This window comes from uncultured Caulobacter sp. (genome assembly GCF_947036865.1).
In the GTDB taxonomy this organism is placed as follows: domain Bacteria; phylum Pseudomonadota; class Alphaproteobacteria; order Caulobacterales; family Caulobacteraceae; genus Caulobacter.
Genome location: NZ_CAMQSF010000012.1, coordinates 1 through 23,110, shown reverse-complemented (window position 1 = coordinate 23,110; position 23,110 = coordinate 1). Strand labels below are relative to the sequence as shown.

Genomic DNA, 23,110 nt, shown 5'->3' with positions numbered 1-23,110 from the left:
AACCGTCCAGATGAAAGACGGGTGTCGACAAGGCAAGGGTGAATGGCTCGTGTCTCGATGGCCTAACCCTGGCCCGATTGCAGGTCGTCAATCATTTCCAGCATCTCTCGCAATTTCTCGCGCGCGCCGGCGAGCTTGCGAGCCGTGACCAGATCCTGCCGTCCGGCCAGTTGCAGCACCGTCTCCAGGACCTCCTCGGAGTGGCGGGCGAGCACGACGAGGTTCTCACCATTGGGCCCGTTGTTGGCGGCGAACCAGTTGCGGACGGCGCGCGGATTGGTGCGGGTCAGGCGCACGACGGTCTTCACAGCGGCCGGGCTGGAACCGAATTCCCGCCGCAGAGCCTGTGCGATCGCTTCGGTGAAATCGAAGCCCTCTGCGGGGCGTTCCGGGAAGAGCTTTTCCGGATTTGACCGAAGTTTTCGGTCCTTCTGCGAACGCGACATACCCACACGATCCGACCTAGGGTTTCAGGAGAGGAGCCGTGGCGCTCCCTGGGCTCTGACGTGCGAGGCGGGTGTTTTCCCTGATGACTATCGAGACGAACGCGGAAATTCGCGGGGCGCCCGTTCGCGCCGCCCGCTATGTGCGTATGAGCACCGAACACCAGAAGTACTCCACCGAAAACCAGGCGGAGATCATCGACCAGTACGCCGCCCGGCGCGGCTTCGAGATCGTCCGAACCTATGCCGATGAGGGCAAAAGCGGCCTGCGGCTCGATGGGCGTGACGCCCTCAAGAAACTGATCGCCGACGTGCGGGCGGGCCTGGCCGATTTCGAGGCCATCCTCGTCTATGACGTCAGCCGGTGGGGGCGTTTCCAGGACGCCGATGAGAGCGCCTACTACGAGTTCCAGTGCCGCGAAGCTGGCATCGTCGTCCACTACTGCGCCGAGCAGTTCGAGAATGACGGCAGCCTCAGCGCCACCATCATCAAGAGCATGAAGCGGGCCATGGCGGGGGAATACAGCCGCGAGCTCTCGGCCAAGGTGTTCACCGGCCAATGCCGCCTCATCAACCTCGGCTTCCGCCAGGGCGGCCCCGCCGGATTTGGCTTGCGGCGTCTTCTCGTCGATGAGCACCGTCAGCCCAAGGCGCTCCTGGGACGCGGCGAGCACAAGAGCCTGCAGACCGACCGGGTGGTTCTGACCCCCGGACCCGCAGAGGAGATCGAGGTCGTCAACCGCATCTACCGGATGTTCGTGTTGCACCGACGCTCCGAGCGCGAGATCGCCGTGATGCTGAACGGCGAAGGCGTACTCACAGACCTTGAACGGCCGTGGACGCGCGGCACCGTTCACCAGGTCCTGACCAACGAAAAGTACGTCGGCAACAACGTCTACAACCGCGTGTCCTTCAAGCTGAAGAAGAAGCGGGTGGTCAACGATCCCGATCAATGGGTTCGGGCCGAGGAGGCGTTCGAGGGGATCGTCGATCCGGACTTCTTCATCGCCGCGCGTCGCATCATCGAAGAGCGGAGCCGGCGTTTCACGGACGCCGAACTGCTGGAACGGCTGACCGCCTTGCTCGGTCAGCGCGGGTGCCTGTCGGGCCTCATCATCGACGAGGTGGAGGACATGCCGTCCAGCGCCACCTACCGCAGCCGGTTCGGCAGCCTGGTCAGGGCCTATCAGCTGGTCGGCTATGCGACGGACCGCGACTACCGATACCTGGAAACCAACCGCGTCCTGCGCGCCCTTCATCCGAAGGTCGTCGAGCGGACGGTCGTAGGCATCCGAGCTTTAGGCGCCAGCGTCGCCATCGATCCGGCCACCGATCTCCTGACCATCAATGACGAGTTCACCGCATCGCTCTCGATCGCCCGCTGCGCCGAAAGCGAGCGTGGTCAACGCTGGAAGATCCGCCTCGACACCGGTCTTCGGCCGGACATCACCATCGTCGCGAGAATGGAGGCCGGCAACCAGGAGATCCGCGACTACTATCTGCTGCCGTGGATCGACATGGGCGAGGCGGTTCGCCTGCGACTTGGCGAAGACAACGGCGTCTTCCTCGACGCCTATCGATTTGATGACCTCGACCCGTTCCTGGACCTCACGCGCCGCGCCAGCCTGAGGCTTGCCGCGTGACGACGGACGCCATCCCAGAGGCGCCGGTGATCCGGCGCGTACCGATCGCGAAGATCACCATCCTCAATCCTCGCTCGCGCAACAAACGCATCTTCCAGGAGCTGGTGACGTCGATCGCCAATCTCGGCTTGAAGAAGCCGATCACCGTGCGGCCTCGCGACGATGGCGGATACGACCTCATCTGCGGCCAGGGGCGTCTTGAAGCCTTCCAGGCGCTCGGCCAGATGGAGATCCCGGCGATCCTCATGGACGCCACCGTCGAGGACTGTTTCGTAATGAGTCTGGTCGAGAACCTGGCTCGCCGTCAGCACACTTCGCTGGAGCTCGTTTCGGAGATCGGAGCGCTCAAGGAGCGCGGCTATTCGCTGGCGGACATCGCCCGAAAGACCGACTTCAGTCCCGAGTACATCTGGGCGATCTGCTTCCTGCTGGAGCACGGCGAGGAACGGCTCATCCGCGCCGTGGAGCGCGGCGCCATCCCCCACAGTATCGCGATGGAAATCGCCAAGGCGGGCGACGCCGATCTTCAGGGCGCCCTGGCCGAGGCTTACGAGCAGAAGGCGCTGCCCGGGAACCAGCTCATCGCCATCCGCCGGATCATCGAGCAGCGCCGCGTCAGCGGAAAGGCCGGCAACAGTGGCTCGCGCGGCCCGAGCGCGCGACCGCGCGTCACCGCCGACTCCCTGGTGCGGGCCTACCGCAAGGAGACCGACCGGCAGAAACTGATGATCAAGAAGGCCACCCTCACCCAGGGACGCCTGCTCTTCGTCGTCAATGGTCTGCGCCGCCTTCTCGACGATCCGCACTTCGTGACCCTGCTGCGCGCAGAGGCCATGCACACGCTTCCCAAGCCTCTCGCCGAGCGGCTCGGGCTGGCGGAGGCCTGACATGGCCGACGTCAAAGCCGCGTTCGAGAGCGAACTTCTGGTGGTGCGGGTCGACGATATCCTCCCGATGCGCAAGCTCTCCGACAAGGTGCGAGGTTCGGTGAAGTTTGGCCGTATCGCCCAGTCGGTGGCCGAGGTCGGCGTGATCGAGCCCCTGGTCGTGGTTCGGTCGCCCGGCGAAGGACCGCTGATGCTGCTCGACGGTCACGTGCGCCTCGCCATTCTCAAGGACCTCGGCGTCCGGGAAACGCGCTGCCTGATCGCCGACGACGATGAGGCCTTCACCTACAACAAGCGGGTCAATCGGCTGGCGACGATCCAGGAGCACTACATGATCGTGCGCGCGCTCGAGCGCGGGGTCCCCGAGGAAAAGCTTGCCCGCGCCTTGAAGGTCGACGTGAAGGGGATCAAGCGCCGACGAAATCTCCTCGACGGCGTCACCCCCGAGGTCGTCGAACTGCTGAAGGACCGCGCGGTCAACCCGGTGGCGTTCGACGTCCTTCGGAAAATGAAGCCGATGCGCCAGGTGGAAGTCGCCGAACTCATGGTCTCGGTGGGCAATTTCACTTCCGCCTATGCCCAGGCGCTACTGGCGGCCACTCGCCAGCACGATCTCATCCATGCCAACAAGCCCAAGAAGGTCGGCGGTATGACGTCGGAGCAGATGGCGCGAATGGAGCGGGAGATGGAGTCCCTGACCCAGGACTTCAAAGCCCTGGAGGCGTCGTATGGCGACGATGTTCTGCACCTGGTCATCGCATCTGGCTACCTGTCGCGGCTCGTCGCCAATCCCGAGATCCTCGGCTATCTGCGCGGTCGCCATCCGGAAATCCTGGACGAGTTTCAGGCGATCATCGCCGCCACGTCGCTCGACAGGCCTGCCGCCGGCGCCCCAGTCGAGCCGGTGTAGGGCGAACGCGATCTATCAGAGCGACGCGACGTGGGGACGGAGCACATCCACCGTCTCGGTCAGCCCTTCGGCCTCCATGTCCAGGAGCAGGGCTTCGGCCGTCTTTTCCGGCCGCTTGAAGCGTTCGCGCATCGCGCGCACCGCAGCCACCGCGCGTCCAGGATCAAGCGCCACCGTGTCGGCGATGAAGTCGTCAGCCGAGCGAGCCTCAAGATTGAGCGGACCGAGGATCGCGGGCGGGAAATCTTTCAGATTGTCCGTCACGATGATCGCCGCTTGCGTCTTCAGGGCCGCGGCCAGCACATGGGCGTCGTTTGGGTCGGGCAGGGCGTCGCAGGCGCACAGCATGCTTTCGTAGTCGCCCACGTCTGCTTCCTCGAAGGCCTCTTCCATGAACTTGCGAGCCCGGCTCGCGCGTTCGGCCGCGTCGTCGGCGCCCCTGTCCTCCAGGATGCGCCGGATCGCGGCCTCGGTTTCGTCGAGGATCGTCCTGGACCAGCGGAGCCGGAAGAATTCCGCCTCCGCCAGGGTCAGCAGCAGGTTGCGCTTGAGCGTCCCCGCAAGGCAGCAGGCGTCGATCAAGGCGGTGAAGCGGTTGGCGAACACGGACTAGAGGAGCTCCGCGTCCAGCGCCGCCAGACCGGCCAGGGCGCCCGCGCGTTTTTCGTCACGCTTGCGCTTGTAGTCGAACAGGTGCTCGGCCTTGATCCGGCGATGGCGACCGACCAGCTCATGAGCGATCTCGCCCTTGTCGAGCAGGCCGACAAGATAGGGACGCGACACGTTGAGAATGTCGGCCGCCTGCTGCGTCGTCAGCATCTGGCTGACAGGGACGAGCGTCACAGCATCGCCACGACCGACGTGGCGAAGCAGTTCCATCAAAAGGCGCGAAAGCGCCGGCGTCAGCACGACCTCCGAGGTTGACTTGTCTTCCTGAAGAACGCGCAGCATGCCATCGGCATCTCCGCTGGCCTGGGCGGCCAATATCTTGCGAAGTTGGTTGGCGGCGGCGCGCTCGTTGGCAGACGGAAGCCTATCGCCAAGCTCGTGGGCGAATGCAGGCAGTGTCATCTTATGCTCCCGATTGAGACCGGACATTAGGCCATAATCGAAATAAACGCAACAAACGAAACGCTCGAAACGCGTTGCGGTTCGCGCCCGGGCCTCGGTCTACATATTGAGAAGGGATCGGACAGGGTCGTGCATGGCGGGCGATGATGGTCGCGGCGCCTCGGGTCGTGGGGCCGGGGGCCCGGGCGGCGCGGGAGCTGGCATGGCCGAGCCGAGGGCTGGCTGGCTCCGCGGCTGATGTTCTGAAGCCGTGATCAACCGCGGCCGATCCGAGCCGGAGGCGGTTCTTGCCGCTGCGGCCCTCAAGAGACGTGGCGCATCGATCGCCCAGAAGCGCTCCTCCCGGGCACGGTTGGATCGGGGGTCCGGCAGAGGCGGATCAAGAACCGGGTCGCCGAGCTTTCGCGCCGGAAGAAACGGCCAGGCGCGGCCCTGGATTTCGGCGGCGTCGATCATTGTTCCGGAAAGCTTTTCCTGCGCCGCGCGCAGATGGCCGCTCAACAGCTTGGCGCGAGTGATGTAGCCGGCGTTCACGCCCGGCAGGCTGTGGTTCATGAGCAGGTGCATATCGACCTCAGAGAGCCCGGCGACCTGGCCCATGGTTCGGTAGGTCTGGCGCAGGTCATTGCCCCATTTGGACAAGACCTTTCTCGACTCCTTGTGCTCGGCCATGTGTCCTTCCGCGCTAGCCGCTGCGAAGACCCACTCTTTGGCCTGCTCCGGGAAGAGGATGCGGCTTGCTCGAATAGCCCTGATCAGGCTTCGGACCATCGGTCGCGACAACGGGATATCGAATGCGCGGTCCGCGCCTCCCTTCGGTCGCGGAATGTGCAGGATCCGGTCCCGGAAATTGATGTGCTCAATGCGGGCCTGGAGCAAAGCCCCCGGGCGACTGCCGGAGAGCAGGGTCATCAGGTGGAATTCCCGGCGAACGGGATGGCGCAGCAACCGAGCCTGCGCGAACCACGCCGGGAAATCCTCGACGCCCATTGCCGTGTCGCGGCGCTTCTCGCGATTCCAGTCCACGGCGAGGGTCGGGTTCTCCGGGGGCAATTCGCGGTGGCTCTTGCGGGCATGATTGTAGATCGCCCGCAGAGTGCGCATGGCGCCGTTCGCTGCGGACGGGCCATTTTCACGCGACATGATGTCGTGACGCTCGGCGACCATGACGGGGTTCTCGCCGAGGACCTGAAGCGGCAGGTCTATCCAATCGACCAAGGCGCGCTCGATGTGATCGACATATCCCTTGATCGTCGCGGGGCTGCGCTCCTTGCGTTGCAGGTGGGCGGTCAGGTAGCGCTGCCAGGCCTGTCGCAATGTGACGCCGGCCGGCGGTGGCGGCTCAGTGGAGGTTTCGACGTCGAGTTCGCCGTTGGCGATTTTCGCCAGCAGAATCTTGGCCTGAATCCTCGCGTCGCGCGCGGAGAGATCGCCGGCGTGGCCCAGGACAATGGTCTTTGAGGTTCTCCGGCCGCAGTCCCAATGTTCCGCCTGCACCGTGAACGACTTCCGGCGCTGGCCGACGAAAAGGCAAAAGCCGCGAAGGTCGGCGTCCCGGACGATGTATCGGCCCTTGGTCGCCAGAGGCAGCTGAAAGACGCTCTTTTCGTTCAGAACGAGCCTCTGTACGGCCATTGCCCTATCTCGCGCTAGAGTACGAAGGGTCGCCTTTGCAAGGGTTTTGTAAGGGGATCCCAGTACAAACAGTCTAATTCCCGCGCTTGTAAGGTCAACGCCAGATCGCGATCAATTTCCGGAAAATTCAAATCCGGCAAGAGCTTGTCGTATTCTGGAGTAAGTTGGCGTGTTGCTTTCGACCCTCAGATTCACGTCTACGAATCTGAGGGTCGGACGTTCGAATCGTTCCGGGCGCGCCATTTACTTTCTGGCGGTCGCAATTAGCTGGACTCTTCCAGAAATATCTGGACCGGCAGGTGACCCCGCCCATCCCAAAGGGCCGAAAAGCCTGCTGTACCGGCGCTTCACAGAGCGCCAGTGGCGCGATCCGGTCCAGCTAATTCCGGCCTATCGCCGGCGCAGTCCAGCGAATTCTGAACAGCCAGTCCAGAGACCTCTGACGTGGCTCAGGTAAGTAGTTGATTTTCTAGATTTTCATGCCGGGTAATTCCCGCGTCCAACACCAAGCCTGGCCTATGAGCGGCGAACTCAGCTCGGCATCTCGCGACGTCCGCGTTGGCGCGTGCTAATCGAAAGCCAACACGGGTCACCACATCGTCAGCGCCGCAGCGTATGAGCGGCGATCGCGAAGAGACCTGAAGCCGCGAGAGACGCCACCATGCGAAGGTGGTTGAGGAGCGTCCAGTCCGAGAGGAAGGTTCGCCAGTAGCCGCCAGACACCGCGACCGATGGCGACATGCCGGTGAGCGTGTCGTTCATGGGGACGTTCCCGAAAGCGGTGACACCGAACATGCCGATCAGGTAGAGCAGGCACGCGGACACCGCCCATATCCGCGACCCGCCTTGGCCTAAGATCGCCAGGACGAGGAGAAGTGCCGCCAGAGCCGTTGAGGCGAAGAAAACCGTCATGAACGGCGTCCGCAGAATGACGACGTTCATGGATTGCATGGCTTCTACACCCGCTGTGCCCGGCGCCCTCGCCAATGACGCCATCACGAAGCTGGAGAAGGCGAAGTAGACGCCTCCGAGGAGGCCTGACGATGCGGCGGCCGTCCAGAGCAGACCTCTGACGATGGCCGAACTCATCGCGCGCCCTCCCGCGAACCGAAGGCCGCCGTGGCGAACGCGCGAAAATCACGCGCTGGCCTTCCGAGAACCGCCGCGATGTCGTCGTGGACGGCGGCGTTGCGCCCATCGAGGACGCTGGTGAAGAGGTAGGTGAGGAGGTTCACGACCTCGTCGTCGAGGGGGATGGCCCCAAGCTCGGCCCGGAACGCTTCCACGGAAATGGCGGTGAATCGAAGGGGCCGTCCAAGCACCTGGGCGATGTCGCTTACCGCTTCCGAGAAGGTAAGAAGCCGGGGACCGGTCAGTTCATAACACCGCCCCACGTGCGCGTCGGTGACAAGCGCCTCGACGGCCACGTCCGCGACGTCATCGAGGTCCACGAACGGCTCCGGAACGGCGCCGACGGGCAGCCGCACTTCGCCCGCCGCGATGGCCCCCGCCAGAAATCCTTCACTGAAATTCTGCGCGAACCACGAGCAACGCAGGATCGTCCATTCCCGGGCCGCGACACGTAGGGCGTCTTCGCAGGCCTCGGCTTCCGGTTCGCCGCGACCAGACAGAAGAACAAGCCGGCGAACCCCGAGTTGCGTCGCGAGCGCCGCGAATTCGCCGATCCGCTGAGGCGCGCCTGGCATCGCCACATCCGGCTGGAACGCGACATAGGCGACTTCCATCCCTCGCAGGGCCGGGGACCAGGTCTCTGGACGCTCCCAATCGAAGGCCGGATCGCCCGCTCGAGACCCTGGCCGCACGCTGAAGCCACGCTTCGCCAGCCGCTCCACGACGCGCCTTCCGGACTTACCGGTCGCGCCGGTCACCAATGCGCAGCCAACAGCTTCGCCCACTTCCGCCTCCTAACATGAGAAGTTATCACATTTCTAAAGGTGATAACTTCTCATGTCTGGCGCGTCAACAGGCGGCTGGCCGGTCTTCCGCCGTCCGTGGAACAGGACATCCCGGAGGGTGTGGCGCCGAATGAGCCCCGGACGGCGGACGGGATCGACCGAAGCCGAGGCTTAGCTTGTGAACATCCCGGCGTTGGTGACGCGCGTTCGCGCCGCGCGCTTGGCGTCCTGCGCCGCCTCCGAAATCCAGGAGACGAAGGCGGCGATCTTGGCGCAGTCCTTCCGGGCTTCGGGATAGACCGCGAAGAACGATCGCCCGTCACCGGCCACAAGAGGGTGGGGCATGACCAGGCGACCAGACTCGATGTCGTCGCTGAGAAGGATCGGCGAACCTATCGTAATTCCCTGACCCGCCATCGCGGCGGAGGCGTCCAGGTGCTCGGTCGACAGATCGGTGGTGAAGTCATCTGGCGCAGGTCGCCAGGGAGAGCCGCTCGCTCTCAGCCAGAGCAGCCACCAGTCGCGCCGCCCGAGCAGCCGGAGTTTGCCGGATAAGGGGCCAGGGAGCGCGCGCGCCGCCTCCAGTAGAGCTGGGGCGCAAAGCGGCGTGAAGAGCGCCGGGAATAGAGGCGCGGCTCGCAAGCCAGGCCAATCGCCATGTCCATTCCGTATCGCAACGTCGCAATCGCCGATGGTCAGGTCCCGTACTTCGGGTGAGACGTCCACGCTAATCCTGATATCGGGTTGAAGCGCGCGGAACGCGCCAAGGCGCGGAACGAGCCAGGTTGCTGCAAAGGTCGGCAGCGCGCTGACGCGCAGGCTGCCTTGCTCGACCGCCGAGGCGCGGGCGAAGCTTCCCCGCAGAGCCATGAACGCAGCGCTTGCTTCATTGGCGATGATCCGGCCGGCTTCGGTCAGTTCCACGCGCTGCGAGAGCCTGCGGAACAACGGGAAACCGACCTGCCGTTCCAACCGCTTGATGTGATAGCTGACCGAAGCCGCGCTGGTGCCGAGTTCGCGCGCCGCCGCCGCGAAACTGCCCTCGCGCGCGGCCGCTTCAAACGCTTGGATCGCGATCAGGGAAGGGAGTGCGGGCGGGTTCAGCATAAGTCTGCCTTAGCCTTCGACCAATTCTGTCGACTGTTCAAGCCCGCGCCGCTTTCGGCATCATTCCCGAGGTTTGTGCGCGAGCAGCGGCAGTGATGGCATGGGCAAAGTGGATTTCGATACGACGCGGCGAGGGCTCCTGAAGCAAGGGGGCATGCTTACGGCGGCGTTGGCGCTCCCCGATGTCGCGCGCGCCGCCTCGGCCGCGCGGCCAAACGACGACTGGGCTTGGCTTGTCGGCGCCTGGAACGTCGAGAACCGGAAGCTGCGCGAGCGTCTCACGGGGAATAGCGATTGGCTGGAATTTCCAGGCAAAAGCGCCTTATGGCTGACGATGGGTGGGCTGGGTACGATCGACGACAACGCCTTCGTGATGAAGGACGGGGTGTACAGAGCAGCGGGGATCCGCGCCTGGGACCCGGCCACCGGCACCTGGGCGATCTGGTGGTTGGATGGTCGCGCGCCGACCGCGATAGATCCTCCGGTGCGCGGGCGCTTTCGGGGAGACGAAGGTGTTTTTCTCGGCGCCGACACGCTCCGGGGCCATCCCATCGACGTCCGCTTCCATTGGCAGGGCATCCACGGACCCAGACCGCACTGGCAGCAGAGCTTCTCACCCGACGGCGGCAAGTCTTGGGAGATGAACTTCGAGAACTTCTTCTCGCGCACGTCAACCACGCCAGCCCCAGTGCCTCGGCTGCCGGGAGAGGCCGCCGGCGTCGCCCCGGCCGATTGGGAATTTCTGGTGGGGCGCTGGCGAGTCCGGCACCGCCGCCTGGCGAAGCGGCTCGTCGGCGGCCAAGATTGGCAGACCTTCGACGGCACATTGGTGAACCGGCCCTTGATGGCCGGCGCGGGGAACTTCAGCGACAACGTGATGAACTTTCCGGCCGGGACCGCGAGGAGCGTCGGCTTGCGCGCCTACGACCCCGCGCGTGCGCTCTGGTCGAGCTGGTTCCTCGACGGCCGATCACCGCGCGACATCGCACCGCCGCTCACCGGCCGGTTCGAAGGCGGCGTCGGGACCTTCCACTCGGCTGAAATGATCGACGGCAAGACCGTGCTCACGCGCGTCCAGTGGTCCGGCATCGGGCCGAACACAGCGCGATGGGAGCAGTCCGCGTCCGCGGACGGCGGCGCCACTTGGGAGGTGAACTGGGTGAGCGAATTCCAAAGGGACCACGCCACCGGGAGCGAGGCTTGACCATGATGTTGGACCGCCGCGACCTGCTGCACGCGACCGCCGCCGCCCTGGCGCTTGGAACCGCCTCCGGAAGGGCGGACGCCGGGTCATTGGGCGAAAGTCCGCCCGGCTCCGCTCCGCCCGGCGTCCGGGACTTCGATTTCTTCTTCGGCGTTTGGACCGTCGAGCATCGCAAGCTGAAGGCCCGCATGGTCGGCAGCCGGGACTGGGAGACCTTCTCCGGGGAAACGACGTGCCGCCCGCTCATGAACGGGCTGGCGAACTACAATGATAGCGTATCGCGCCACGCCGGGCAGGTTGGCCGTGGCGTCGGAATAAGAGCCTTCAATGCCGGCGATGGGACGTGGGCCGATTGGTATCTGAGCGCCAGTGCGCCATCGAGCATTGATAAGCCCGGCATCGGCCGATTTGCCGCTGGGATCGGCACGTTTCTTTCCGACGATGTCTTTCAGGGTCGCCCGATCAAGGTTCGCGGCGTTTTCACGAACATTCGCCCTGGCCTGGCGCAATGGGAGCAGGCGTTCTCGGCCGACGAGGGGAAGTCGTGGGAGACGAACTGGATCATGCGCTATACGCGCGTTCGCGAACTGCCGTCGGACACATGAGCGCTAAGCGTCTCCCGGGAACGCCCGCGACCGCGGGCTCCGAGCCCGCGCCCCTTGTGCGCGCGGTTCGCGCCAGCGACGAGGCCGCATGGCGAAGGCTCTGGGCCGATTATCTCCTCTTCTACGGCGCGGAGCCGCCGGACGAGGCGACGGACAGCACCTGGAAGCGACTTCTTAGTCGCGATGATCCGATGTTCGGCTTGGTGACGGAGGTGGAGGGCATTGTCGTTGGCTTCGCGAACTGCGCCTTGCAGGGCAGTAGTTGGAGCGTCCGCCCGACCTGCCATCTCGAGGACCTCTTTGTCGCTTCCGATCGGCGCGGCGCCGGGGCTGGAAAGGCGCTGTTGGACGAACTGATCGCCCGGGCCCGCGAAAACGGATGGCGTGCGGTCTACTGGCACACTCAGCGGGACAATGTGACGGCGCGCAGGCTCTACGATCGTGTTGCGACCGCGGACGATGTCGTTCGCTATACAGTTCCGATTACGCGCTGATCGCGGGTTCGGCGAGCCAGGCGGCGAGACGTTCGCGCGTCTTGTTCGTCGCCTGCTCCGCGCTTTCGAGACTGTAACCCATCACGCCCATGATCTCTTCGCCGTCATCGTCCGCTCGCCTGCCGCTTGAGGAACGCGATCAGGTCGGCGCGCTGCCGCGCGTCGCCTATGGATATCGGCATGGCGGCGCCTGGCGCCATGCGGCGCGGGCCGGCGAGCCAGACGTCGAGTTCAGCCTCGGTCCATCGGAATTTTAGGCTCCGAAGCGCCTGGCTGTAGGAGAAGGTCGGCACCCCGCCAGCGGGGCGGCCGTAAACGCCGCCAAGCCGAGGGCCAAAGGCGTCGGTCTCCAAGCTATGGCACGAGGTGCAGCGTCGTTCGAAAAGGCGACGGCCGTTCTCGGGATCGCCTGTGTAAGCCAGCGGGCCCTGGGCGATCGCGACCAGGACCGATGTGGTCGCGAGTACGGCTAACATCGGATGGCCCACCGCAAGTGCCGGTCGGCGCGACATCGCGGGCTTGCAAACGCGGGGGTTACGAGGGCCCGGCGCGGGGTGGGATCAGTCATCTTGGTGAACCCGCTAAATGTGATAGGCTATCACGTTAGCAAAAGGTGATAGTTTCTTACATTTTGGGTGTCAAGCGGCCATGGATGGAAACGATACGGTGTTTGGGAGTGGCGGGAGCGCGCGCAGCCCCGTTCAGCAGCGGAGCCGCGAGCGCCGGGCCAAGATTCTGGACGCCGCGAGGGAGCTCATCTCGGAGCGAGGCAGCGACAGGCTGCGGATGAACGAACTCGCGCAGGCGGCGGCTGTGTCGATGGGCTCTCTCTATCAATACTTTCCCGAGAAGAGCGCCGTCATCTACGCGCTCGCCGAGGCTTTCAACCTGGAGAGCCGACGCTGCATCGCCGAAGCGTTCGCGGACGTGCGGACGTTGGAGAGCCTCAGGCGCGCCTTCAAGGACCTCTTCGAGACCTACTACGCGCTCGCCCGCGCCGAGCCGGTTGTTCGCGACATCTGGGCCGGAATGCAGGCCGATCGCGCGCTCGCCGATCTACAGGTCGCCGAGAACCGGGCCATGGGGGGGCTACTGGCGGAGGCCGCTCTGCGTGTCCGCCCTGACCTGGACCCAAACCGGCTCGCCATCGACGGCTTTGCGATCTGGGAGCTCGGCGAGGCCGCCGTCAGGCTTGCGGTTTCCGTTCCTGCGCCAGAAGGAGATCGCGTGGTCGAACTCTATACCGAGATGGTGCTGCGGGTTCTGGACAACCTTCTTGGCGGTCGATGACCTTGGGATGATCGCTGTCGAGGGCTCGGAGCGGTAGGGTTTCCGAGCCGCGCCTCCTCGCGACCAATCCATTCAGCGGCCTAGCCAAGCGGCCAGACTGTTTAGGGTCTGCAAACCGTATTCGACGGCTCCGAACGCCATCACCTGCTGACGGCGCTCTCGGCTGGGGTGAAGTTGCCGCAAGGTCAAGACGGTCTTGCCGTCAGCCTGCGCGTCGAAGGTGACCGTCATCAGGAAGCGATGCGGGTCGTCCTGCTCCGGCGATCCATAGTCCACCACGATCCGCTCTTCCGGGATGATCTCCCTAAAGCGCATCAGGCTGGCGAAGCGTCGGTCCTCGCCTTCAAAGCGGCCGACCATGTCGAACCGCCAGGCGCCGCCCGGACGAATGTCCGCCTCGATCGTCTCGATCGCGAATCCCTCCGGTCCATACCATTCAGCGAGGGCCAGAGGGTCCAGCCAGGCCGCGAACACTCTGTCGCGCGGAAAATCGAAGACCTTCACCACGACAAGTTCGCGTTCCAGCCGCGCATCGCGAACATCGTCGGTCACGCGTTCCGCTCCTGTGACTTTGCGAGATAGGTTTCGAGACGATCCAGCCGATCCGTCCACCCCCGGCGTTCCATCTCCATCCAATCGGCCACCTCTTCGAAGCGCGTACGCTCAAGACGGCACCAGCGGCTACGGCCCCGCTTCTCGCTCGTGATCAGTCCGGACTCTTCAAGGACTTTGAGATGCTGCGCGAACGACGGCAGCGCCATGTCGAAGGGTTTGGCCAAAGCGCTGACGGCGGCCTCGCCCTGGGCGAGGCGAGACACGACCGCCCGGCGGGTGGGGTCGCTGAGGGCATGGAAGGCTAGGTCGAGCGGACTCGCGTGCGAGGGCATGGCGCCATTCTGGCGGGCCGAAAGCCGGCCCGTCAACACACAAAGGCACTTGCCTTACTAATGACGCTCTATACAAAGGTGATTGCCTTACCTTTTGGAGAGCAGCCATGGCGGTGCGCGTTGATCTTCTTATCTCGCTGGATGGGTTCGCGACGACGACCGATCGAACCCCGGACAATCCGTTTGGCTCGGACTGGTCGCGGTTGGTGGCCGCGTACGTTGGCACGCGGACCTTTCGTGAACGGGTGCTCGGCGATACGAGCGGCGAGGGGACGACCGGCGTCGACGATCGCTATGCGCGCGACTATTTCGAGGGCGTTGGCGCGGAGATCATGGGGGCGGGCATGTTCGGCCTGCATGACTATCCCAATGATCCGAACTGGCGGGGTTGGTGGGGCGACGAGCCGCCGTTCCGCTGCCCCGTCTTTGTGCTGACGCATCAATCGCGGCCGCCGCTGACCATGGCTGGCGGAACCCGCTTTTCCTTCATCAGCGCCGCCCCGATCGACGCGCTTGCCCAGGCCACCGCGGTGGCGAACGGCAAGGATGTGCGAATTGGCGGTGGTCCGACCGTGGTTCGCGACTATCTCAAGGCGGGGCTCGTGGACCGCCTGCATGTCGCCATCGCCCCGATCCTTCTCGGTCGCGGTGTCCGTCTGTGGGACGACCTGCGCGGGTTGGAAGCCGGCTATGCCGCGCGCTCGGAGGTCGCCGAGAGCGGCACGATCCACCTGACATTCAGCCGTTAAACTCGGCTCGACCTGTCGCAACGCTTCCCATCAGACCCCTAGGTCAAGCGAACGGAGATACCGCCATCGGCCAGCATCGCCGTCCCGGTAATGAAGCTCGCGCGATCCGACAACAGAAAGCCGGCGACACCGGCGATCTCGTTGGCCGTCGCCATCCGCTTCATCGGATGCAGGCGGGAAATGAAGGCCATGGCCTCGTCATTTCCCTCCCCGCCGCTCGGCGTGGTCGTTCCGAGGGCTCCGTCTGAACGGACCCGGATCTAATTTGCCGCCGCGAGCGAGACGACCCGAATGTTGCGGCGGGAGAGCCGAGTGCTCTCATGGGCAACGGATGAGACCCGCGTCTATCGCGGGCCAGTCCAGCTAATTCCGGCGTCCAACATTTCTTCTAACGAAAACAATCATTAGGTGCGGCGCTGGTTTAGCGCTTGGTCGCGCGCGGGCTTGCGGAACCGCTCCGGAACAAAGGCCGTCTCGTCCTCATCAAAAAGGCGCCCGTCCGGGCGCCCCTGGCTTGTCGCGCTGGCGGAATTATCAACGGCGTCCACGCACCGCCCCGCCATGGCGTGGCGCCGCTTCGGATCAGCGGCGGCCTGTGGCGCTTGACCCTTCACGCCGCGCCGCTTGGCGGCAGCGCTCGATCCTCACGGCCGCCCCGTTCCGCGCGTCAGGACCACGTCGTCGGGCAGGATGGCGTCGGCGGCGAGGTCGGGCTCGGCTTCGAGCGCGGCGTAGAGCGGCGCGAAGTCGGTCTCCAGGGTCTGGCGCAGCAGATCCTCGAAGCTGTCGATCACGAAATAGGTCTGTTGGTAGGTGTCGATCCGATAGTGGGTGCGCATGACCCGCTTCAGATCGAAGCCGATGCGATGCGGGCCGGGATCCTCGAGGGCGAAGGTCGACTCGCCGTAGCTCGACACGATGCCGGCGCCGTAGAGGCGCAGGTCGCCGTTCTCGCGGATCAGGCCGAATTCGACCGTGTACCAGTAGAGACGGGCCAGCTTATGCAGGGCGCCGAAGTTCAACGACCGCAGGCCGCCTTGGCCATAGGCCTGCATGTAGTCGGCGAAGACCGGATCGGCGAGCAACGGCACGTGGCCGAAGACGTCATGGAAGATGTCCGGCTCCTGCAGGTAGTCGATCTGGTCGGGCTTGCGGATGAAATTGCCGGCGACGAACCGTCGATTGGCCAGGTGATCGAAGAAGACGTCGTCGGGAACCAGGCCCGGAACCGCCACCACGCGCCAGCCCGTGCGCTTGTGGAGGCGCTCGGAGAGTTCCTCGAAGTCTGGAATCCCCGGCTTCGACATGCGCAGAACGTCCAGGCCCTCGAGGAAACTCGGCGTGACTCGGCCCCTCAGCATGTCCGCCTGGCGCGCGAAGAGCCGGTCCCACATCGCGTGGTCTTCCGGCGTGTAGGCGCTCCAATTCTGCGGGACGGTCCAATCCGCCGCCGTGCCGGCGGGACGCGTGAGGGCGGGGTTTTTCATGCTGAAACGTTCGCACGCCTATCCAGCGATGGCTTTTCAAAATCTAGGGCTTAATGGTCCATCCGTGAAGTTCGATCCCAGGGTACGGCCAAATGATGAAACAGGAGCTCGAACTCGACGCCGTCTCGCGTCGCATTCTCGCCCTCCTGCAGGACGACGCCACGATCAGCCACGCCGACCTCGCCGAACGCGTCGGCGCCTCGAGCGCCTCGTGCTGGCGCCGCGTCAAGGCGATGGAGACCGCGGGCCTGCTGGAAAAGACCGTGCGGCTGGTCAATCCGGTGCGCGTCGGCCGCGGCGTGAACGTGCTCTGCAACGTGCGGATGGGCAGCCACTCGAAGGCCGCGCGCGACGCCTTCGAGACGTTCGTCCGCACCCAGCCCGAGATCGTCGAGTGCTTTTCGATGTCGGGGGATTGGGACTATCTGCTTCGGATCGTCGTCGCCGACGTCGCCGACTACAACACCTATCTGATGGGCCAGCTGCTCAGCCACCCCTCGGTGGCCAACGCCTCGTCGCACTTCGCGCTGAACCTGGTGAAGTACACCACGGCCCTGCCCGTGTGAGGGCGGCGAACCGCCCTCGCCTTCGGGTCGATAGGGCTTAGGGGCGATACTTCCTGGGGATCGCCTGGATCTCTTCCGGCGTCAGCTTGGTGATGGTCTTGGCGCGGATCGGCACGGCGAAACCCATGTCGTCCGACACCCGCAAATCCAGATCCAGCGGGTGGCAGATGCTGTCCGAGCCCCGGACGATCGACACCAGATGCGAGCCCGGCCAGGTCAGCTGGCTGGTGCCGTAGGCGAGGTCGACGCGATAGACGTCGCGGCCTCGGACCTTCATGTACAGCGTGTCCTTGTTCGGCGCGCTCCAGCCCTGCCAGTCGGACAGGTAGAAGCATTGGCGTTGCGGCTTCGGCTTGACGGGAGCCGGGCCCTGCGCCGAGGCGGCGGAAGCGCCCAGTCCCGCCACGACGAGACCGAGCAGGGCGGCGCGGGCCGCGTGCGTGATCTTGTTCATGGCATGGTCGTCCTAAAAGTCCCTCGCCCAAGGAGATTGGTCCTCTCCCCGAGGGTGTCAAGTTTTTACTGTACCGCTTTCTAACAAATGAAAACGGCCCGCCTCCGGGGTGGGGAGCGGGCCGTTCGCGCGAGGCTTCGGGAGGGGAGGCTAGGCCTTGACAGGCTCGGGCGGGACGGGGTCCAGCTCGCCCTCCCACTTGGCGACCACGGCGGCGGCGACGCTGTTGCCGACGACGTTGGTGGCGCTGCGGCCCATGTCCAACAGGTGATCGACGCCGAGCACCAGCGCGATCCAGGCTTCCGGCAGGCCGAAATAGGTCAGGGTGGCCATGATCACCACCAGCGAGGCGCGGGGCACGCCGGCCATGCCCTTGGAGGTGACCATCAGCAGCAGCAGCATCGACACCTGCTGCTCCAGGCTCAGATGCACGCCATGCACCGCCGTGATGAACAGGGTGGCGAAGGTGCAGTACATCATCGAGCCGTCGAGATTGAACGAATAGCCCAGCGGCAGCACGAAGCTGACGATCTTGCGCCGCACGCCCAGGGTCGGCAGGCCGTCCAGCAGGCGCGGATAGGCCGCTTCGGAGCTGGCGGTCGAGAAGGCCAGCAGGGCCGGGGTGCGGATGAAGCCGAACAGCTTGATCGCCCGGCCGCCCAGGAACGCGAGCGCCGCCAGGAACAGCAGCAGCCACAGCACGCCGAGGCCCGCGTAGAAGGACCCGATGAAGCGGGCATAGACGCCCAGGATCGACAGGCCTTCCTTGGCGACGGTGTTGACCAGGGCGCCGAAGATGGCCAGCGGCGCCAGGGTCATCACGAAGCCGGTGACCTTCAGCATGATCGAGGCGGCCTGCTCGGTCACCTGCAGCACGGCCGGCGCCTTGTCGTCCAGGGTGGCGACGGCCGTGCCGACGAACACCGAGAAGACGACGATCTGCAGGATCTCGTTCTTGGCCATGGCCTCGAACAGCGAGGCCGGGATCAGGTGGTCGATGAAGCTCTTGATCGTGAAGGCTTGCGCCGCCGACGGCGGGGCCCCGGCCTCGGCCACTTCCTTCAGCACCACGCCGTGGGCGGGATCCAGCAGGTGGAACATGCCGATGCCGATCAGCAGCGACAGGATCGAGGCGACGATGAACCAGCCCAGCGCCTTGACGCCCACGCGACCGACGGCGGCGGCGTCCTCCATGTGGGCGATGCCGGCGACCAGGGTGGTGAAGACCAGGGGCGCGATGATCATCTTGATCAGGCGCAGGAAGACGTAGGGCAGCAGCGACGCCAGCTCGGCGGCCTTCTTGGCGCCGGCGGCGTCGAGATACTGGTTGCACCCCCAGCCCACGGCGACGCCCAGCACCATCGCCAGAACGATCAGAAAAGCGAAACGTCTATTCATCGGTCCCCCTGGCGCCCGCATAGGCGGCGTCGACGGCTTGTCTCGGGTCAAGGCCGGCCGAATGATCGACGGATAATCGTCCCGTCTCCGCCATTCGCCCCGGCTTGAGCATTTCCGTCCTTGTGGCCGACGAGCGGCGGTTCGTCCATGCCCAAGACTCGCCCCGGCGCGGAATGGCGTCGTCGTGGCGGCGCGGCGGGGTCGGCGAATAAGTAATAAATCATTCTCAGATTGGCCGACCGGTGTCTCGCCAATGTCGCGAAACGCCGCTATAAGGCGCCATGTCAAACCAAGAAAAAGCAATCGCCGTCGTCGAACGGCTCAATGACGAATACGAACGCGCCGTCGAGGCGCTCCGGACCGCCCTGCGCGCCTATCTCGAGAATGGAACCCGCCCGGACCCGCAAACGCGGTTCGATGGGACCTTCGCCTATCCCGAGCTGCGCCTGACCTATGATCCCGAGGCGCTGCCGCCGAAACTGGCGCGGTCCTACGCGCGGGTCAGCCGGCCCGGCGTCTACGCCACGACGGTCACCAAGCCCGCGCAGTTCAAGGACTACCTGGTCGAGCAGCTCAGCCTGCTGATGGACGACTTCGACGTCGAGATCGAGGTCGAGCGCTCGCGCCAGGAGATCCCCTATCCGTACGTGCTGGACGCCTCCATCGACCTGAACCAGGCGGACGTTCGCAGCGAGGACATCGCCCGCTTCTTCCCGACCACGGACCTGGCCTTCATCGGCGACGAGATCGCCGACGGGGTCTGGAACCCGGCCCTGGAAGAGACGCGGCCGCTGTCGCTGTTCGACGGCCTGCGCACCGATTTCTCGCTGGCCCGGCTCAAGCACTACACCGGCGCGCCGGCCGAGGACGTGCAGCAGTTCATCCTGTTCACCAACTATCACCGCTATGTCGACGAGTTCGTCCGCTGGGGCATCGAGCAGCTGAAGGCGCCCGACAGCCCCTACACGGCCCTGTCGTGCTCGGGCGGCCTCACCATCACCGCCAACACGGTCAATCCGGAACTGGCGGTGGCCGAGTCGACCTGGCGCAAGCACCAGATGCCGGCCTATCACCTGATGGCGCCGGGCGGCGCGGGCGTGACCCTGGTCAATATCGGCGTCGGCCCGTCCAACGCCAAGACGATCTGCGACCACCTGGCGGTGCTGCGCCCGCAAGCCTGGCTGATGATCGGCCACTGCGGCGGGCTTCGCGACACCCAGACGATCGGCGACTATGTGCTGGCCCACGCCTATCTGCGCGACGACCACGTGCTGGACGACGTGCTGCCGCCGGAAGTGCCGGTGCCCTCGATCGCCGAGGTCCAGCGCGCCCTCTACGACGCGGCCAAGGCGATCAGCGGCGATAGCGGCGACCAGCTGAAGAAGCGCCTGCGCACCGGCACCGTCGTCACCACCGACGACCGCAACTGGGAACTGCGCCACAGCCTCTCGGCCCTGCGCTTCAACCAGAGCCGGGCGGTGGCGATCGACATGGAGTCGGCGACGATCTCGGCCCAGGGCTACCGCTTCCGGGTGCCGTACGGGACGCTGCTCTGCGTGTCGGACAAGCCGCTGCACGGCGAGATCAAGCTGCCGGGCCAGGCCAACGCCTTCTACGAGCGGGCGATCAGCCAGCACCTGCAGATCGGGATTCTGACCTGCAAGCTGCTGCACGCCGAGGGTCCCAACCTGCATTCGCGCAAGCTGCGGGCGTTCGACGAGCCGCCGTTTAGGTGAGGGCGGCTCAGTCCTCCGCCCAGCTCTTGATCAGCTGATGCGCGATGGCCAGCGGCGGCGGGGCGAACAGGCCCTCGAGCTCGCCGCGGATCAGCCGGGCGGCCTCGTCCTTGCTGAACCAGCGCACCTCCTCCAGCTCGGTCTGGTCCGGCGCGGCGTCGGCGCTGTCGACCTCGGCCATCAGGCCCATCATCAGCGACGAGGGCCACGGCCAGGGCTGGCTGGAATGGTAGCGGACGGCGGTGGCGGTCAGGCCGGCCTCTTCCTTCAGCTCGCGGGCGCAAGCCTCCTCGATGGTTTCGCCCGGTTCGAGGAAGCCGGCCAGGGCCGAGAACATGCCCTTGGGCCAGGCGGCCTGGCGGCCCAGCAGGCACTTGCCGTCATGGGTCGCCAGCATGATCACCACCGGGTCGGTGCGCGGGAAGTGCTCGGCCTCGCAGGCCGGGCAGACGCGCTTCCAGCCGCCGTCGGCGACCTCGCTCTTCTGGCCGCAGTTGCTGCACCAGCGGTGGCGGCGACGCCATTCGAACATCGACTTGGCGGTGGCCAGGATCCCCGCGTCGGCCGGCGGCATGGTCGCCGCCGCGCCGCGCAGCTCCTCGAACCGCCCGAGGCCCTGCAGCGGTCCCTCGGCCGGGTTGCTCGCCGCGTCGAGATCGACGGCGAACACGGCGATCTCCTTCCACAGGCCCATGAACAGCAGCTTCTCGTCGCCGCCGGCCAGGTCCTGGGCGAGGTCGGCGCGCAGATAGGCGATCTGCACCCCCTTGGGCTTGCCGTCCTCGCCGAGGATGTCCTCGACCAGCGGCCTGCCGTTCCACAGGGCCAGGGCCAGGGAGTCGGGATCGGCCAGCTTCTCGGCGATCCAGGCGGCGTCGCCGCGACGCTCGCTGGCGCGGTCCAGCGGGTTGCCGGCGAAGGTGTTGATGATGGTCGACAGAGGCATGCGCGACTCTGTAGCGCGACCGCGGTGACTCGTCAGCCTTGCATCCTTCGTCCGAAGTCGCGATATAGGCCTCGGAGATCGGCGCGGACGGAAGCCTCGCCAACCTGGTCAGGGCCGAGAGGCAGCAGCCACAACGAGATCACCTCTGGGTCGCTGTCCGGTCTCCACCTTCCTCGCGCATCGCTGACTGTCCCCACGGCCGCCGCAAAGGCCGCTGGACCAAACCCTCGTCCTTCGACAAGCTCGGGGCGAGGATTTGGACCGACCTGCCGCACCCCTCCTGTCAGTAGCCCTCATCCCGAGCTTGTCGAAGGACGAGGGCGGCGTTACCGGACTAGTCATGGCCGACCACGACGACCTCTCGCCTGATTCCGCGCCGCCGTGGGACGAAGCGCCCGCCGAGCGGGACGAGAACACCGCCGACATCTTCGGCGACGCGCCGGCCCCCGCCGCGACGCCGCGTCCGGTCGTCGAGAGCCCGGCGGAGACCGGCGACGCCTACACCGTCCTGGCCCGCAAGTACCGGCCGCGCACCTTCGAGGACCTGATCGGCCAGGAGGCCATGGTCCGCACCTTGGCCAATGCGTTCTCGACCGGCCGCATCGCCCACGCCTTCATGCTCACCGGCGTGCGGGGCGTCGGCAAGACCACGACCGCGCGCCTCTTGGCCCGGGCGCTCAACTACGAGACCGACACGGTGAAGGGCCCCTCGGTCGACCTGACCACCGAGGGCTATCACTGCCGCGCCATCATCGAGGGCCGGCACATGGACGTGCTGGAGCTGGACGCCGCCAGCCGCACCAAGGTCGACGAGATGCGCGAGCTGCTCGACGGGGTGCGCTACGCCCCGGTCGAGGCGCGCTACAAGGTCTACATCATCGACGAAGTGCACATGCTGTCGACGGCGGCGTTCAACGCGCTGCTGAAGACGCTGGAAGAGCCGCCGCCGCACGCCAAGTTCATCTTCGCCACCACCGAGATCCGAAAGGTCCCGGTGACGATCCTGTCGCGCTGCCAGCGCTTCGACCTGCGCCGGGTCGAGCCGGACGTGCTGGTCAAGCACTTCGACAAGATCGCCGCCAAGGAAGGCGCGCGGATCGAGCTGGACGCCCTGGCCCTGATCGCCCGCGCGGCCGAGGGCTCGGTGCGCGACGGCCTTTCGCTGCTGGACCAGGCCATCGTCCAGACCGAGCGCGGCCAGACGGTCACTGCGGCCGTGGTGCGCGACATGCTGGGCCTGGCCGATCGCGGCCAGACCATCGCCCTGTTCGAACACGTGATGGCCGGCAAGACCAAGGACGCGCTGGAGGCCTTCCGCGCCCTGTGGGGCTTCGGGGCCGATCCGGCGGTGGTGATGCTCGATATCCTCGATCATTGCCACGCCTCGGCCGTGGCCAAGGCCCTGGGGCCGGACGCCCTCTCGCTGCCCAAGGAGCAGGCCGCGCGGCTGGCGGCGATCGGCGCCCACACCTCGGCCGGCACGCTGTCGCGGCTGTGGCAGATGCTGCTGAAGGCCCATGACGAGGTGCGCCGCGCGCCCGACGCCATGGCCGCGGCCGAGATGGCGCTGATCCGCCTGTGCTACGCCGCCGACCTGCCGGGACCGGAGGAGGCGCTGAAGGCGCTGCGCGACGGCGCGCCGGTCGGCGGCGGCCCGGGCGGCGGCGTTTCGCTGGGCGGCG

26 protein-coding genes and 1 other RNA gene are annotated in these 23,110 nt (G+C 65.8%); 12 read left to right on the top strand and 15 right to left on the bottom strand.

The window, feature by feature from the left end:
- Positions 1-62 precede the first annotated feature (62 nt).
- Positions 63-446, bottom strand: coding sequence for a hypothetical protein (locus Q0V34_RS09230; RefSeq protein WP_297510930.1), 384 nt, complete (start codon positions 444-446; stop codon positions 63-65).
- Between the two features lie 83 nt (positions 447-529).
- On the opposite strand from Q0V34_RS09230, the gene Q0V34_RS09225 reads away from it, so the two are divergent.
- Genes Q0V34_RS09225 through Q0V34_RS09215 form a run of 3 tightly spaced genes read left to right on the top strand, consistent with a single transcriptional unit; the run spans position 530 to position 3,883 of the window.
- Entirely contained in the window at positions 530-2,086 is a 1,557-nt protein-coding gene (locus Q0V34_RS09225) for a recombinase family protein (RefSeq protein WP_297510927.1), read from the top strand.
- Complete coding sequence (locus Q0V34_RS09220) at positions 2,083-2,973, top strand: plasmid partitioning protein RepB C-terminal domain-containing protein (RefSeq protein WP_297510924.1); 891 nt, start codon at positions 2,083-2,085, stop codon at positions 2,971-2,973. The genes Q0V34_RS09225 and Q0V34_RS09220 overlap by 4 nt, the downstream gene beginning before the upstream one ends.
- Position 2,974: 1 nt before the next feature.
- Complete coding sequence (locus Q0V34_RS09215) at positions 2,975-3,883, top strand: plasmid partitioning protein RepB C-terminal domain-containing protein (protein WP_297510921.1); 909 nt, start codon at positions 2,975-2,977, stop codon at positions 3,881-3,883.
- A gap of 15 nt (positions 3,884-3,898) precedes the next feature.
- On the opposite strand, the gene Q0V34_RS09210 is transcribed toward Q0V34_RS09215, so the two are convergent.
- The 6 genes from Q0V34_RS09210 to Q0V34_RS09185 form a co-directional block, all read right to left on the bottom strand.
- Positions 3,899-4,489, bottom strand: a complete 591-nt coding sequence (locus Q0V34_RS09210) for a PIN domain-containing protein (protein ID WP_297510919.1) — start codon at positions 4,487-4,489, stop codon at positions 3,899-3,901.
- A 3-nt stretch (positions 4,490-4,492) separates the two neighbouring features.
- Positions 4,493-4,954 carry a helix-turn-helix domain-containing protein gene (locus Q0V34_RS09205; RefSeq protein WP_297510916.1) on the bottom strand — a complete coding sequence of 154 codons (462 nt, stop codon included), beginning with the start codon at positions 4,952-4,954 and terminating at the stop codon, positions 4,493-4,495.
- Positions 4,955-5,053: 99 nt separating this feature from the next.
- A complete protein-coding gene (locus Q0V34_RS09200; protein WP_297510914.1) occupies positions 5,054-6,589 on the bottom strand; it encodes an integrase in 1,536 nt (511 codons plus the stop codon).
- 600 nt (positions 6,590-7,189) lie between these two features.
- A complete protein-coding gene (locus tag Q0V34_RS09195) occupies positions 7,190-7,678 on the bottom strand; it encodes a DUF1772 domain-containing protein (protein ID WP_297510912.1) in 489 nt (162 codons plus the stop codon).
- Positions 7,675-8,505, bottom strand: a complete 831-nt coding sequence (locus tag Q0V34_RS09190; RefSeq protein ID WP_297510907.1) for a hypothetical protein — start codon at positions 8,503-8,505, stop codon at positions 7,675-7,677. Before Q0V34_RS09190 ends, Q0V34_RS09195 begins: the two co-directional genes overlap by 4 nt.
- Positions 8,506-8,676: 171 nt before the next feature.
- Complete coding sequence (locus Q0V34_RS09185; RefSeq protein ID WP_297510904.1) at positions 8,677-9,612, bottom strand: LysR substrate-binding domain-containing protein; 936 nt, start codon at positions 9,610-9,612, stop codon at positions 8,677-8,679.
- A gap of 100 nt (positions 9,613-9,712) precedes the next feature.
- On the opposite strand from Q0V34_RS09185, the gene Q0V34_RS09180 reads away from it, so the two are divergent.
- The 3 genes from Q0V34_RS09180 to Q0V34_RS09170 are packed head-to-tail and all read left to right on the top strand — an operon-like array spanning position 9,713 to position 11,915.
- Positions 9,713-10,816, top strand: a complete 1,104-nt coding sequence (locus tag Q0V34_RS09180) for a hypothetical protein (protein WP_297510901.1) — start codon at positions 9,713-9,715, stop codon at positions 10,814-10,816.
- Entirely contained in the window at positions 10,813-11,421 is a 609-nt protein-coding gene (locus Q0V34_RS09175; RefSeq protein WP_297510898.1) for a DUF1579 domain-containing protein, read from the top strand. Before Q0V34_RS09180 ends, Q0V34_RS09175 begins: the two co-directional genes overlap by 4 nt.
- Complete coding sequence (locus Q0V34_RS09170) at positions 11,418-11,915, top strand: GNAT family N-acetyltransferase (protein WP_297510895.1); 498 nt, start codon at positions 11,418-11,420, stop codon at positions 11,913-11,915. The genes Q0V34_RS09175 and Q0V34_RS09170 overlap by 4 nt, the downstream gene beginning before the upstream one ends.
- Positions 11,916-12,019: 104 nt before the next feature.
- On the opposite strand, the gene Q0V34_RS09165 is transcribed toward Q0V34_RS09170, so the two are convergent.
- Complete coding sequence (locus tag Q0V34_RS09165; RefSeq protein ID WP_297510893.1) at positions 12,020-12,391, bottom strand: c-type cytochrome; 372 nt, start codon at positions 12,389-12,391, stop codon at positions 12,020-12,022.
- Positions 12,392-12,563: 172 nt separating this feature from the next.
- On the opposite strand from Q0V34_RS09165, the gene Q0V34_RS09160 reads away from it, so the two are divergent.
- Positions 12,564-13,205 (top strand): TetR/AcrR family transcriptional regulator, encoded by a 642-nt coding sequence (locus Q0V34_RS09160; RefSeq protein ID WP_297510889.1) that lies wholly within the window; start codon positions 12,564-12,566, stop codon positions 13,203-13,205.
- A gap of 72 nt (positions 13,206-13,277) precedes the next feature.
- Here the strand turns inward: Q0V34_RS09160 and Q0V34_RS09155 are convergent, their stop codons facing one another.
- Positions 13,278-13,757, bottom strand: coding sequence for an SRPBCC domain-containing protein (locus Q0V34_RS09155; protein WP_297510886.1), 480 nt, complete (start codon positions 13,755-13,757; stop codon positions 13,278-13,280).
- Positions 13,754-14,092: a helix-turn-helix transcriptional regulator gene (locus Q0V34_RS09150; protein WP_297510883.1), complete on the bottom strand. Its 339-nt coding sequence runs from the start codon at positions 14,090-14,092 to the stop codon at positions 13,754-13,756. Before Q0V34_RS09150 ends, Q0V34_RS09155 begins: the two co-directional genes overlap by 4 nt.
- A 107-nt stretch (positions 14,093-14,199) precedes the next feature.
- Here Q0V34_RS09150 and Q0V34_RS09145 point away from each other — a divergent pair, with 107 nt between their 5' ends.
- Positions 14,200-14,841: a dihydrofolate reductase family protein gene (locus Q0V34_RS09145; RefSeq protein WP_297510878.1), complete on the top strand. Its 642-nt coding sequence runs from the start codon at positions 14,200-14,202 to the stop codon at positions 14,839-14,841.
- Positions 14,842-14,879: 38 nt separating this feature from the next.
- Here the strand turns inward: Q0V34_RS09145 and Q0V34_RS09140 are convergent, their stop codons facing one another.
- The gene (locus Q0V34_RS09140; RefSeq protein ID WP_297511080.1) at positions 14,880-15,101 is read right to left on the bottom strand and encodes an SDR family oxidoreductase; all 222 of its coding nucleotides are present in this window, start codon (positions 15,099-15,101) and stop codon (positions 14,880-14,882) included.
- A gap of 384 nt (positions 15,102-15,485) precedes the next feature.
- Entirely contained in the window at positions 15,486-16,328 is an 843-nt protein-coding gene (phhA, locus tag Q0V34_RS09135) for a phenylalanine 4-monooxygenase (RefSeq protein WP_297510875.1), read from the bottom strand.
- 95 nt (positions 16,329-16,423) lie between these two features.
- Here phhA and Q0V34_RS09130 point away from each other — a divergent pair, with 95 nt between their 5' ends.
- Entirely contained in the window at positions 16,424-16,894 is a 471-nt protein-coding gene (locus Q0V34_RS09130) for an Lrp/AsnC family transcriptional regulator (RefSeq protein ID WP_297510871.1), read from the top strand.
- 37 nt (positions 16,895-16,931) lie between these two features.
- Here the strand turns inward: Q0V34_RS09130 and Q0V34_RS09125 are convergent, their stop codons facing one another.
- Both Q0V34_RS09125 and Q0V34_RS09120 read right to left on the bottom strand, forming a co-directional pair.
- Positions 16,932-17,348: a hypothetical protein gene (locus Q0V34_RS09125; protein ID WP_297510869.1), complete on the bottom strand. Its 417-nt coding sequence runs from the start codon at positions 17,346-17,348 to the stop codon at positions 16,932-16,934.
- 150 nt (positions 17,349-17,498) lie between these two features.
- A complete protein-coding gene (locus Q0V34_RS09120; protein ID WP_297510866.1) occupies positions 17,499-18,746 on the bottom strand; it encodes a dicarboxylate/amino acid:cation symporter in 1,248 nt (415 codons plus the stop codon).
- A 281-nt stretch (positions 18,747-19,027) separates the two neighbouring features.
- On the opposite strand from Q0V34_RS09120, the gene Q0V34_RS09115 reads away from it, so the two are divergent.
- On the top strand, positions 19,028-20,482 hold the full coding sequence (locus Q0V34_RS09115) for an AMP nucleosidase (protein ID WP_297510863.1): 1,455 nt from the start codon (positions 19,028-19,030) through the stop codon (positions 20,480-20,482).
- A 7-nt stretch (positions 20,483-20,489) separates the two neighbouring features.
- On the opposite strand, the gene nudC is transcribed toward Q0V34_RS09115, so the two are convergent.
- Entirely contained in the window at positions 20,490-21,428 is a 939-nt protein-coding gene (gene nudC / locus Q0V34_RS09110; protein ID WP_297510859.1) for an NAD(+) diphosphatase, read from the bottom strand.
- Positions 21,429-21,500: 72 nt separating this feature from the next.
- Between nudC and ffs the strand changes: the two genes are divergently transcribed.
- An RNA gene (gene ffs / locus Q0V34_RS09105) (signal recognition particle sRNA small type) lies at positions 21,501-21,598 on the top strand.
- 170 nt (positions 21,599-21,768) lie between these two features.
- Positions 21,769-23,110: DNA polymerase III subunit gamma/tau (locus tag Q0V34_RS09100; RefSeq protein ID WP_297510857.1), on the top strand; the 1,342-nt coding region annotated here is incomplete at its 3' end.